We start from the raw sequence: 10,437 nt of genomic DNA, 5'->3' as shown, positions 1-10,437 counted from the left end.
GATGGACGGCGCAATCCTGGTCGTGGCAGCTACCGATGGCCCGATGCCGCAGACCCGCGAGCACGTGCTCCTGGCCCGCCAGGTCGGCGTGCCGTACATCCTGGTCGCACTGAACAAGGCCGACATGGTCGACGACGACGAGATCATCGAGCTCGTCGAGATGGAGGTCCGCGAGCTCCTCGCCGAGCAGGACTACGCCGAGGACGCCCCGATCATCCGCATCTCCGCCCTGAAGGCTCTCGAGGGTGACCCGAAGTGGACCCAGGCCATCCTGGACCTCATGCAGGCCTGCGACGACGCCATCCCGGACCCGGTGCGCGAGACCGACAAGCCGTTCCTGATGCCGATCGAGGACATCTTCACGATCACCGGCCGCGGCACCGTCGTCACCGGTCGTGTGGAGCGTGGCTCCCTCGCCCTCAACGACGAGGTGGAGATCCTCGGTATCCGCGAGAAGTCGCAGAAGACCACCGTCACCTCCATCGAGATGTTCAACAAGCTGCTCGATTCCGCTGAGGCCGGCGACAACGCCGCCCTGCTGCTCCGCGGTCTCAAGCGCGAGGACGTCGAGCGTGGCCAGGTTGTCGCCAAGCCGGGCGCCTACACTCCCCACAAGAGCTTCGAGGGCTCCGTCTACGTCCTGTCCAAGGACGAGGGCGGCCGCCACACCCCGTTCTTCGACAACTACCGTCCGCAGTTCTACTTCCGGACCACCGACGTCACCGGCGTCGTGAAGCTGCCGGAGGGCACCGACATGGTCATGCCCGGCGACAACGTCGACATGTCCGTCGAGCTCATCCAGCCGGTCGCCATGGACGAGGGCCTGCGCTTCGCCATCCGCGAAGGTGGCCGCACCGTCGGCGCCGGCCGCGTCACCAAGATCAACGACTAGTTTCCGTTGACCTGAACCTCCGGGCCCGGTCCGGAGGATGGTGCACGCCGCCTGACACAGGCACCACGAACGCCCCCACTGTTCGGTCCCCCGGGACCGGCGGTGGGGGCTTCGTCGTGCGTGCGGGGAGATGGGGGCCGGCGGGGAGCGCCGGGTCCGGCCCGTCGGCGTGCGGTCCGGGTCGGTGCCCGGGGTATCTCAGTCAGCCTGCCGGACCTGCTCGACCTGCAGCAGGAACCGTGGTCGGATGTCCTGGCCGGGTAGCGCGACGGCGATGTCGGCGGATGCCCGGGCACAGGCGTCACGCAGGGCGACGACATCGGCGTCGGCGGTGGCGCGCAGCCGGATCTCCAGTACGTCGGTCGACCGGTCCTGGATCGCGCGGAACGTCGCCGAACTGATGTCGCTGCGCGCTTCGAAGGACTGGGCGACGGCAGACGCCAGGTCGGACGGATGGAGGCTGATGACCCCCGCGGTGCCTGACGCCGGCGAGGTGGTCCGCCCGAGCCGTTTGCGCTCGACGTTCACCGCCAGCAGGAGGAGACCGAGAACCAGCAGGATCAGGGCCGCGACGCGCAGTATGTCGTCGTAGTCCTCGCGGTGCGCGAGTCCGGTCCAGAAGTCGCGGTCCGCGAACTCACCGACACGGTGCGCGAACCGCGCATCCGCAGCCAGTCCGATGCCCCAGGCGGCGAGGCCGGCGAAGAGGAGGAAGAGGACGAACGTGATGATGCGGTCGAAACCCGCTTTCCCACGGTTCACCGAGGATCACCCCCCGGCGTCGTCGAGACGAGTCGTACGATGACCGACGGGACGGGGTCGAGCATTCCCGCCAGACGGCTGACCTGTTCGGTCACCCCGGAGGAAACTGCCTCCCGTTCAGCCGGGTCACCGGCGGCGGTGGTGACCGTCACCGTGATGCGCTTGCGGGTCGCCACGGTGGAGGCACGGAGGACACCGCCGGTCCGGCGTGCGGCGGCGGTGCTCAGTCGGGCGATGTCGACCGGCCGGGCGAAGAGCGCGGCGTCGTGTCCGAAGGAGAGGTGGGTGCGCGCCCGCGGACGTACGGTGGCGATGAGCAGCCCCAGTGCGACCACCGCACACCCGATTGCGGAGGGCAGCACCCATCCGGCGTACCGGACATCGGCGATCCAGTCGTAGACGGGGGTGAGCCACTGTTCGGCGTGCAGGGTACCGCGGACGACGAGCAGATCGTGGACGGTCACGCCGCCGGCGGCGAGGAAGACCAGGCCCAGGAAGATGACCCACCAGCGTGCGCGGGGCGAAGCTGCCGGCGCCGGTGCGGGAACCCGGTGGGTGGCGGCGGTCAGGTCAGCCATGAGCTCGGTCCTTTCCCTGTCCGGGTCGTGCGCCGCCCCGGACGACGGTCGGGGTGATACGTGGTCCGCGGTGGACGGTGACCGGTACGCGATCGTGCCGGTCCACGCGGGGGAACACGGTGAGCGGAAGGCCGTCGGGTGTCGGAACCGTCCGTACCGGGAGTCCCTGCGGCGTCGGGATGTTCTCCAGCACAGGTCCGGCCGGGGTGGGGATGTCGTGAAGGACGAACGGCGGGGTCGGCTGCGGGGGTTCGGTCACGGGCCGGTGCCGGACGCTGATCTCCGCCAGGGACGTCCGGGGAGCGGTCCGTACCGGTACCGTCGCTGGAACCGGGGGAGCGGTGACGTGTTCGGGACGCAGCGGGCGTCCGGCTCGGACCGGCGTCAGTGTCGTGCGCCTGTGTGTCCGCGGATGGACCGGTGCACCCGCGGATCTCGTGACTGTGGGGGAGACCACGGTGAGGGGGGTCGCCACGACCGGGGCGAGTTCGGGGGAGCGGGGCGCGGTCTCCACGACGGTGGTGGTCACGCGGGTGTCCGGCACGACCGCGGCGACGGTGACGTTGACGACGGACACCGGAATGCCGGTGGCCGCGGTGATCCAGGCGGCCACGGTCTCACGGACGACCGTGGCGACGGTGATGACGGGGGAGGGCCATGCGACGGCGATCTGCAGGTCGACGCTCACCGAGTGGTGATCCGCGTCCCACCGGAGATCGGCGCGCGGCAGGCTGCGCCCGGTGAAGCGGCCGATGCCGGAGGAGTGGCTGATGACACCGGGCACCGAGAGGGCACCACGGACGGCGAAGGTCCGGGGGACGCGGTCGTCGATCCGGATCTGTGCACCGGTCCGTGCCACGCCCACCGGGTTGTCGGGGCTACCGGGGTTTCCGGGGCCGGTGAGGACGGTGGGGGCCTCAGGTGCGTCTGTTGTCTGGGGTGTGTCTTCCACGGCGGATCAGCCCCGCCCGCGGTGCCCCGAGCTGAAGACTGCCCGGAGGTCGATCAGTCCCTCGAGGTGGGCGCCGACGGTACCGCCGACGCCGCAGAGCACGGCGACGACGAGGAAGCCGGTGATCCCGGCCCAGAGAGCACCGACGGCGAGCAGGAAGCCGACGAGCACGCCGAAGAGGGTTGCGTACCTCATTGTTTCTCCGTTCTGGTGGTGCTGCTGGTGGTGCTGCTGGTGGTGGTGCTGGTGGCGCTGGTGGTGCCCGTGTCCGCGTAGCGGCGGGCACCGGGGAACTTGCGGGGCAGATGCTCCTGGACGGAACGCACCATGGTGGAGGCCGCCCTGCCGGCATTCTTCCGTACCCGCCGAAGCCGGGGTGTCTGGGCGTCGACGACCCGGCGGGCCCGGTCGCGGAGTTCCTCGGTCCGGCGGAGGACCTCATCGGTGTACTGCTCGGCGAGGTCGGTGGCCTGGCGGGCGACGTCCTCAGGGATGAAGCCCGGCAGGTGGACGTCGGCGAACTCCGGTCGGGGCCGGGTGCGGCGCTGCCACTCGGCGTCAAGCGCGTCGAGTGCGCCGATGAGCGCCTCGTCGGAGCCGCCGCGGTCCGGGTGATTGTCCCGGATCACCTGGCGGCGCCGTCGGACGTACTCGGGATCGTCCCGGAAAGGAGCCCGGAAGGAGTCCCGGGCGGAATTGTCAGGCATGTGTTCCGGCCTCTGTCATCATCGGAGTGTCCGTACCGTCGGGGCTACTGGACGCGGGGGGCCTTCTCCGGCTCGGCGTCGTCGCCGTTGTTTTCGTCGTCACCGGGCAGATGGACGTCGTGGACGGTGACGTTGACCTCGGTGACCTCCAGCCCGGTCATCTCCTCGACGGAGATGATGATGTTGCGGCGGATCGCCTCGGCGAGTTCGTGGATGGCCACGCCGTACTCGGCGACGATGGAGATGTCCACGGCTGCCTGGCGCTCGCCGACCTCCACGGAGATCCCCTGCTGGACATTGACCCGGCCGCCGGGGATGCGCTCCCGCAGTGCGCCGAGGGCCCGGGCCGTGGAACCGCCGAGACCGTGGACGCCGGTGACCTCGCGGGCGGCCATCCCGGCGATCTTCGACACGACGACATCGGCGACCGAGGTACGGCCGTGGTCGGTGACCAGGTTCGAGTTGTTCTCGTCCCGGACGACCGGGGAGTTGGCGGTGGGGGTTGCTGTGGTTCCGGTGGTGGCTTCTTCCACCGGTGTGGAGTTGCTCATGGGGTGTGTGTCCTTAACACTCGGCGTACGTGGTCCCTGCGTGCCCCGGAGTGCGGCGCAGGCGTCCTTCCCCGTCCATGGTAGACATTCGGCGACGCCTACGGTCCCGGGTTCGGGAACCCGGTGACCCACCTCCGGAAATCTCCGGCGATGTGATCTTCACCATGCTGTGCGGTGCGTGGACCCGCCGACTTGATCGTCGCCGGTGGGACGTGCTTTAATGTCTCTCGTTGCTTTGACACGTCTCCTGCGTGCCCGGACACCCTCCGGATGCAAGACGGCGACGATGGTGAAGTGAGCATGAACCACAAGGGCGGCCCCCCGGGTCGCCCACGGGTTCCGGCGCAGGGTCACGGACTTGTCCGTCCTGCGGGAGCCGGAGTGGGGCATGGCAAATAAACAGCGGCAGTTAAGCGAAGATCCCACGCGTTGCGGGGGCTCTTCCTCGGATGGCTCGGGTTACCCCGGTCGTTTTCCGGACAATGACGGCGCAGTGGTGATTGCCTCCCCTCTCCGTCCCGGATTCGACGAGGGAGCCCGTTCGGTCATGAAGACACTGGCGTCTGTGCCAGCTTCACGAGCCGGACAGCGTTAACCAAGAAACAAGAAGTTCCCACGCCATCGGGCAGGGAAGTCACCCACCCGTTACTGGAACGGGGAACGAGGAAGAGGACCAGCGTGGCGGGACAGAAGATCCGCATCAGGCTCAAGGCCTATGATCACGAGGCAATCGACGCTTCTGCCAAGAAGATCGTCGAGACGGTCACCCGTACCGGTGCCCGCGTGGTCGGCCCTGTGCCTCTGCCCACCGAGAAGAACGTGTACTGCGTCATCCGTTCGCCGCACAAGTACAAGGACTCTCGCGAGCACTTCGAGATGCGCACCCACAAGCGGCTCATCGACATTCTCGACCCGACGCCGAAGACCGTCGACGCTCTCATGCGCATCGATCTTCCGGCCAGCGTCGACGTGAACATCCAGTAATCCTGGGCTTGAGTCGGAACTGAGCAGCGGAGCAGAATTATGAGCGAAAACGAGATCAAGGGCATCCTGGGCAAGAAGCTCGGCATGACCCAGATCTTCGACGAGGAGAACCGGGTCGTCCCGGTCACCGTCGTCGAGGCTGGGCCCTGTGTCGTCACCCAGGTGCGCACCAAGGACAATGACGGCTACGACGCCGTCCAGATCGCCTACGGCGACATTGACCCCCGTAAGGTCAAGAAGCCGCAGGCCGGTCACTTCAAGAAGGCCGGCGTGACCCCCCGCCGCCACGTGACGGAGATCCGCGTCGCGGACGCCTCCGCCTACGAGGTCGGTCAGGACATCACCGCCGAGCTCTTCGCCGACGTCACCTTCGTCGACGTCACCGGCACCTCCAAGGGTAAGGGCTACGCCGGCGCCATGAAGCGTCACGGCTTCGCCGGCCAGGGTGCCTCCCACGGTAACCAGGCGGCCCACCGCCGCGTCGGCGGCATCGGCGCCTGCGCCACCCCGGGCCGTGTCTTCAAGGGCACCCGCATGGCAGGCCGCATGGGTAACGAGCGCGTCACCCTGCAGAACCTGAAGATCGCACGGGTGGACGCCGAGTCCAACCTCCTGCTGATCAAGGGTGCCATCCCCGGAACCAACGGTGGCATCGTCACCGTCAAGACCGCAGTGAAGGGCGGTGCACACGCATGAGTAATCTGACCCTCAACGTCCACACCGCTGACGGATCCACCAACGGCACCGTCGAGCTCCCGGCGTCGATCTTCGACGTCGAGCCGTCCGTGCCGCTGATGCACCAGGTCGTGGTGGCCCAGCTGGCAGCGAAGCGCCAGGGTACCCACGCCACCAAGACCCGCGGCGACGTCCGCGGCGGTGGTAAGAAGCCGTTCCGTCAGAAGGGCACCGGCCGTGCCCGTCAGGGTTCCACCCGCGCGCCGCACATGACCGGCGGCGGTACCGTCCACGGTCCGCAGCCGCGCGACTACGACCAGCGGACCCCCAAGAAGATGAAGGCCGCCGCCCTGCGCGGCGCCCTGACCGACCGCGTCCGCAACGAGCGCATCCACCTCGTGGAAGAGCTCGTCGCCGGACAGACCCCGTCGACGAAGTCGGCCCGGTCCTTCCTGGATCGCCTCACCGGCCGTAAGTCGGTCCTGGTCGTCCTCGGTCGCGAAGACGTCACCGCCTGGAAGTCCGTGAACAACCTCCCGGCCGTTCACGCGCTCTCCTTCGACCAGCTGAACACCTACGACGTCCTCAACTCGGACGACGTGGTCTTCTCCGTCGAGGCCCTCAACGCCTTCATCGAGCAGTCCAGCAAGAAGGAGGAGGCCAAGTGAGCACCATCGCTGACCCCCGGGACGTCATCATCGCCCCCGTCGTCTCCGAGAAGTCCTACGGTCTCATGGAGCAGAACGTCTACACGTTCCTGGTGAGCCCGGACTCCAACAAGACCCAGATCAAGATTGCCGTCGAGGAGATCTTCGGTGTGAAGGTCGCCAGCGTGAACACCCTCAACCGTGCAGGCAAGCGCAAGCGCTCCCGCACCGGTTACGGGCAGCGCAAGGCCACCAAGCGCGCCATGGTGACCCTGGTCGCCGGCAGCGAGCCCATCGACATCTTCGGTGGCGCGGCGTAGGCCGCCCGGCACCGAAAGGTAAAGAGAGAGCAGAAGTATGGCTATTCGCAAGTACAAGCCGACTACGCCGGGTCGCCGCCAGAGTTCCGTGTCCGAGTTCGACGAGATCACTCGTTCGACCCCGGAGAAGTCTCTGCTGCGCCCGCTGTCCAAGACCGGTGGCCGCAACGTCCACGGCCACATCACCACCCGTCACAAGGGTGGCGGACACAAGCGCCGTTACCGCGTCATCGACTTCCGTCGTGTCGACAAGGACGGTGTGCCCGCCAAGGTCGCCCACATCGAGTACGACCCGAACCGCACCGCGAACATCGCGTTGCTTCACTTCGCCGACGGCGAGAAGCGGTACATCATCGCGCCGAAGGGTCTCAAGCAGGGCCAGGTCGTCGAGACCGGTGCCCAGGCCGACATCAAGGCCGGCAACAACCTGCCGCTGCGGAACATCCCGACCGGTACCACCATCCACGCTGTGGAGCTGAAGCCGGGCGGCGGCGCCAAGCTGGCCCGTTCCGCCGGTGCCTCCATCCAGCTTCTCGGTAAGGAGGGCAAGTACGCGGTCCTGCGTATGCCGTCCACCGAGATCCGTCGCGTCGACATCCGTTGCCGCGCCACCGTGGGTGAGGTCGGAAACCAGGATCAGATCAACATCCGCTGGGGCAAGGCCGGCCGTATGCGCTGGAAGGGCGTCCGCCCGACCGTCCGCGGTGTCGTCATGAACCCGGTCGACCACCCGCACGGTGGTGGTGAGGGCAAGACCTCCGGTGGTCGCCACCCGGTCTCCCCGTGGGGTCAGCCTGAGGGCCGCACCCGCAAGCCCAACCGTCCGAGCGATACGCTGATCGTCCGCCGTCGCCGTGCCAACAAGAACAAGAAGCGCTAAAGGAGGTAGTTGAGAATGCCACGCAGCCTCAAGAAGGGCCCGTTCGTGGACGAACACCTCCTCGCGAAGGTGGACGCCCAGAACGACGCCAACACCAAGAAGGTCATCAAGACCTGGTCGCGCCGTTCCACCATCCTGCCCGACTTCATCGGTCACACTTTCGCCGTCCATGACGGTCGCAAGCACGTCCCGGTGTTCGTCGATGACTCGATGGTCGGTCACAAGCTGGGCGAGTTCGCCCCGACCAAGACCTTCAAGGGTCACATCAAGAATGACCAGAAGGGTCGGCGATAGTCATGTCCGACACCATCAATTCTGCACGCGCCACCGCCAAGTTCGTCCGGGTCACCCCGATGAAGGCACGCCGCGTGATCGACACCATCCGCGGCAAGTCCGTGGAGGACGCGCTGGCGATCCTGCGCTACGCCCCGCAGTCGGCCTCTGAGCCGGTCGCGAAGGTCGTCGCCTCCGCCGCCGCGAACGCCGAGAACAACTTCGGCCTGGATCCCCGTACGCTCGTTGTCTCCGAGGCTTTCGCCGACGAGGGACCGACGCTCAAGCGGTTCCAGCCCCGCGCCCAGGGTCGGGCTTTCCAGATCCGCAAGCGCACCAGCCACATCACCGTGGTTGTCGAGAGCCAGAAGGGAAGTGCTCAGTAGTGGGCCAGAAGATTCACCCCCACGGCCTCCGGCTGGGTATCACTTCCGAGTGGCGCTCCCGCTGGTACGCCGACAAGCAGTACGCTGACTACCTCGCCGAGGACATCAAGATCCGCGAGTTCCTGTCGAAGGGCCTCGACCGCGCCGGCATCGCCGACGTCGTCATCGAGCGCACCCGCGACCGCGTCCGCGTGGACATCCACACCGCCCGCCCGGGCATCGTCATCGGTCGCCGCGGCGCCGAGGCGGACCGGATCCGTGGCCGTCTGGAGAAGCTGACCGGTAAGCAGGTCCAGCTGAACATCCTCGAGGTCAAGAACATCGACGCGAATGCCCAGCTGGTGGCGCAGTCCATCGCCGAGCAGCTGAGCAACCGCGTGGCTTTCCGCCGCGCGATGCGCAAGGCCATCCAGTCCGCGATGCGTCAGCCCCAGGTCAAGGGCATCAAGGTCGTCTGCTCCGGTCGCCTCGGCGGCGCCGAGATGGGCCGCACCGAGCGCTACCACGAGGGTCGCGTCCCGCTGCACACCCTGCGCGCCGAGATCGACTACGGCACCTACGAGGCACACACCACCTTCGGCCGTATCGGCGTGAAGGTCTGGATCTACAAGGGTGACGTCGTCGGCGGCCGCCGCGAGTCTCTGCTGAACGCCCGTGACGACCGCGGTTCCCGCGGTGGCAACCGTCGTGAGCGTCCGCGTCGCGGTGGGGCCCGCCGGCAGCGTGCCGACCAGAAGCAGGAGGGTTAACCCATGCTCATCCCCAAGCGCGTGAAGTTCCGCCGCCAGCACCGGCCGCACCGTTCCGGCGTGTCCAAGGGCGGCAACCGCGTGACCTTCGGCGACTACGGCCTGCAGGCCCTGGAGCCGACCTACATCACCAACCGTCAGATCGAGGCTGCTCGTATCGCCATCAACCGCCACGTCAAGCGTGGTGGCAAGGTGTGGATCAACATCTTCCCGGACCGTCCGCTGACCCAGAAGCCGCTCGGCGTGCGCATGGGTTCCGGTAAGGGCCCGGTCGAGAAGTGGGTCGCGAACATCAAGCCCGGCCGCATCCTGTTCGAGATGAGCTACCCGTCCGAAGAGGTCGCCCTCGAGGCGCTCCGTCGTGCCGGCAACAAGCTCCCCTGCAAGGTGCGCATCGTGAAGAAGGAGGATCAGTTCTGATGGCAACCGGTACCCCGGCTCACGAGCTCCGTGACCTCAGCAACGACGAGCTGACCACCAGGCTGAAGGAGGCGAAGGAGGAGCTGTTCAACCTGCGCTTCCAGAACGCCACCGGTCAGCTGACCAACAACCGTCGCCTCGGCACCGTCAAGCGCGACATCGCCCGGATCTACACCGTGCTCCGTGAGCGCGACCTGGGCCTGTCCGCAGCTCCGGAGGGTGACGCAGCATGAGTGAGGCCAACGTGACCAACCAGAACACCAAGGGCGCCCGCAAGGTCCGGACCGGCTACGTCGTGTCCGACAAGATGAGCAAGACCATCGTGGTCGAGCTCGAGGACCGTAAGCGCCATGCCCTCTACGGCAAGATCATGCGCACCAACACCAAGGTGAAGGCACATGACGAGGACAACTCCGCCGGCATCGGTGACCTTGTCCGCATCGAGGAGACCCGGCCGCTGTCCAAGGACAAGCACTTCCGGCTCGTCGAGATCGTCGAGAAGGCCAAGTAGCCTCCGCCTCACGGCGGGGCTCACGCCTGATCGTCTGAGTTGAAAGCCCCCGCCCGGGTTCGCCCAGGGCGGGGGTTTTCGCATGCGGTGTCCGGGGTGCAGCCGCCTCAGCCACGGCAGTTACCGACCGGATACACGGCCCGGGCGCTC

The 10,437-nt window shown here is 67.4% G+C and carries 18 protein-coding genes; 12 read left to right on the top strand and 6 right to left on the bottom strand.

The window, feature by feature from the left end; genetic code table 11:
• The coding region (locus QZV72_RS07285) for an elongation factor Tu (RefSeq protein WP_297006719.1) at positions 1-892 on the top strand (892 nt) is incomplete at its 5' end.
• Positions 893-1,090: 198 nt separating this feature from the next.
• On the opposite strand, the gene QZV72_RS07280 is transcribed toward QZV72_RS07285, so the two are convergent.
• From QZV72_RS07280 to QZV72_RS07255, 6 genes are read right to left on the bottom strand one after another with little or no spacing between them, the layout of a single operon-like run.
• Positions 1,091-1,654 carry a hypothetical protein gene (locus QZV72_RS07280; RefSeq protein WP_297006717.1) on the bottom strand — a complete coding sequence of 188 codons (564 nt, stop codon included), beginning with the start codon at positions 1,652-1,654 and terminating at the stop codon, positions 1,091-1,093.
• Positions 1,651-2,232, bottom strand: a complete 582-nt coding sequence (locus QZV72_RS07275; RefSeq protein WP_297006716.1) for a hypothetical protein — start codon at positions 2,230-2,232, stop codon at positions 1,651-1,653. The genes QZV72_RS07280 and QZV72_RS07275 overlap by 4 nt, the downstream gene beginning before the upstream one ends.
• Positions 2,225-3,184: an Asp23/Gls24 family envelope stress response protein gene (locus tag QZV72_RS07270; RefSeq protein WP_297006714.1), complete on the bottom strand. Its 960-nt coding sequence runs from the start codon at positions 3,182-3,184 to the stop codon at positions 2,225-2,227. The genes QZV72_RS07275 and QZV72_RS07270 overlap by 8 nt, the downstream gene beginning before the upstream one ends.
• A gap of 6 nt (positions 3,185-3,190) precedes the next feature.
• Positions 3,191-3,379, bottom strand: coding sequence for a hypothetical protein (locus QZV72_RS07265; protein WP_297006712.1), 189 nt, complete (start codon positions 3,377-3,379; stop codon positions 3,191-3,193).
• Positions 3,376-3,891, bottom strand: coding sequence for a hypothetical protein (locus QZV72_RS07260; RefSeq protein ID WP_297006710.1), 516 nt, complete (start codon positions 3,889-3,891; stop codon positions 3,376-3,378). The genes QZV72_RS07265 and QZV72_RS07260 overlap by 4 nt, the downstream gene beginning before the upstream one ends.
• A 44-nt stretch (positions 3,892-3,935) precedes the next feature.
• Positions 3,936-4,442: an Asp23/Gls24 family envelope stress response protein gene (locus QZV72_RS07255; protein WP_297006708.1), complete on the bottom strand. Its 507-nt coding sequence runs from the start codon at positions 4,440-4,442 to the stop codon at positions 3,936-3,938.
• Positions 4,443-5,120: 678 nt separating this feature from the next.
• Between QZV72_RS07255 and rpsJ the strand changes: the two genes are divergently transcribed.
• From rpsJ to rpsQ, 11 genes are read left to right on the top strand one after another with little or no spacing between them, the layout of a single operon-like run.
• Positions 5,121-5,426 (top strand): 30S ribosomal protein S10, encoded by a 306-nt coding sequence (rpsJ, locus tag QZV72_RS07250; protein ID WP_010120790.1) that lies wholly within the window; start codon positions 5,121-5,123, stop codon positions 5,424-5,426.
• Positions 5,427-5,465: 39 nt separating this feature from the next.
• Positions 5,466-6,122, top strand: coding sequence for a 50S ribosomal protein L3 (gene rplC, locus QZV72_RS07245; RefSeq protein WP_297006706.1), 657 nt, complete (start codon positions 5,466-5,468; stop codon positions 6,120-6,122).
• Positions 6,119-6,769 (top strand): 50S ribosomal protein L4, encoded by a 651-nt coding sequence (gene rplD, locus QZV72_RS07240; RefSeq protein WP_297006705.1) that lies wholly within the window; start codon positions 6,119-6,121, stop codon positions 6,767-6,769. Before rplC ends, rplD begins: the two co-directional genes overlap by 4 nt.
• Entirely contained in the window at positions 6,766-7,068 is a 303-nt protein-coding gene (gene rplW / locus QZV72_RS07235; protein WP_297006703.1) for a 50S ribosomal protein L23, read from the top strand. The genes rplD and rplW overlap by 4 nt, the downstream gene beginning before the upstream one ends.
• 37 nt (positions 7,069-7,105) lie before the next feature.
• Entirely contained in the window at positions 7,106-7,948 is an 843-nt protein-coding gene (rplB, locus tag QZV72_RS07230) for a 50S ribosomal protein L2 (RefSeq protein WP_297006701.1), read from the top strand.
• 15 nt (positions 7,949-7,963) lie between these two features.
• The gene (rpsS, locus tag QZV72_RS07225; RefSeq protein WP_297006699.1) at positions 7,964-8,242 is read left to right on the top strand and encodes a 30S ribosomal protein S19; all 279 of its coding nucleotides are present in this window, start codon (positions 7,964-7,966) and stop codon (positions 8,240-8,242) included.
• 2 nt (positions 8,243-8,244) lie between these two features.
• Complete coding sequence (gene rplV, locus QZV72_RS07220) at positions 8,245-8,607, top strand: 50S ribosomal protein L22 (RefSeq protein ID WP_066584349.1); 363 nt, start codon at positions 8,245-8,247, stop codon at positions 8,605-8,607.
• Positions 8,607-9,356 carry a 30S ribosomal protein S3 gene (rpsC, locus tag QZV72_RS07215; protein WP_297006695.1) on the top strand — a complete coding sequence of 250 codons (750 nt, stop codon included), beginning with the start codon at positions 8,607-8,609 and terminating at the stop codon, positions 9,354-9,356. Before rplV ends, rpsC begins: the two co-directional genes overlap by 1 nt.
• Before the next feature lie 3 nt (positions 9,357-9,359).
• Positions 9,360-9,776 (top strand): 50S ribosomal protein L16, encoded by a 417-nt coding sequence (gene rplP, locus QZV72_RS07210; RefSeq protein ID WP_297006693.1) that lies wholly within the window; start codon positions 9,360-9,362, stop codon positions 9,774-9,776.
• Positions 9,776-10,009, top strand: a complete 234-nt coding sequence (gene rpmC / locus QZV72_RS07205; protein WP_297006691.1) for a 50S ribosomal protein L29 — start codon at positions 9,776-9,778, stop codon at positions 10,007-10,009. The genes rplP and rpmC overlap by 1 nt, the downstream gene beginning before the upstream one ends.
• The gene (gene rpsQ, locus QZV72_RS07200) at positions 10,006-10,287 is read left to right on the top strand and encodes a 30S ribosomal protein S17 (protein WP_297006688.1); all 282 of its coding nucleotides are present in this window, start codon (positions 10,006-10,008) and stop codon (positions 10,285-10,287) included. The genes rpmC and rpsQ overlap by 4 nt, the downstream gene beginning before the upstream one ends.
• The last annotated feature ends 150 nt before the right edge of the window (positions 10,288-10,437 follow it).

This window comes from uncultured Corynebacterium sp., assembly GCF_902782855.1.
Classification (GTDB): Bacteria; Actinomycetota; Actinomycetes; order Mycobacteriales; family Mycobacteriaceae; genus Corynebacterium.
Note: the sequence above shows the minus strand (reverse complement) of the source record. Positions and strands in the feature narration are given on the sequence as shown.

Coding starts and splice junctions, on each gene's coding strand:
- QZV72_RS07275 (WP_297006716.1), bottom strand. CDS start 2,232: ATGGCTGACCTGACCGCCGCCACCCACCGGGTTCCCGCACCGGCGCCG.
- QZV72_RS07265 (WP_297006712.1), bottom strand. CDS start 3,379: ATGAGGTACGCAACCCTCTTCGGCGTGCTCGTCGGCTTCCTGCTCGCC.
- QZV72_RS07260 (WP_297006710.1), bottom strand. CDS start 3,891: ATGCCTGACAATTCCGCCCGGGACTCCTTCCGGGCTCCTTTCCGGGAC.
- QZV72_RS07255 (WP_297006708.1), bottom strand. CDS start 4,442: ATGAGCAACTCCACACCGGTGGAAGAAGCCACCACCGGAACCACAGCA.
- rplC (WP_297006706.1), top strand. CDS start 5,466: ATGAGCGAAAACGAGATCAAGGGCATCCTGGGCAAGAAGCTCGGCATG.
- rplD (WP_297006705.1), top strand. CDS start 6,119: ATGAGTAATCTGACCCTCAACGTCCACACCGCTGACGGATCCACCAAC.
- rplB (WP_297006701.1), top strand. CDS start 7,106: ATGGCTATTCGCAAGTACAAGCCGACTACGCCGGGTCGCCGCCAGAGT.
- rpsS (WP_297006699.1), top strand. CDS start 7,964: ATGCCACGCAGCCTCAAGAAGGGCCCGTTCGTGGACGAACACCTCCTC.
- rplV (WP_066584349.1), top strand. CDS start 8,245: ATGTCCGACACCATCAATTCTGCACGCGCCACCGCCAAGTTCGTCCGG.
- rplP (WP_297006693.1), top strand. CDS start 9,360: ATGCTCATCCCCAAGCGCGTGAAGTTCCGCCGCCAGCACCGGCCGCAC.
- rpmC (WP_297006691.1), top strand. CDS start 9,776: ATGGCAACCGGTACCCCGGCTCACGAGCTCCGTGACCTCAGCAACGAC.
- rpsQ (WP_297006688.1), top strand. CDS start 10,006: ATGAGTGAGGCCAACGTGACCAACCAGAACACCAAGGGCGCCCGCAAG.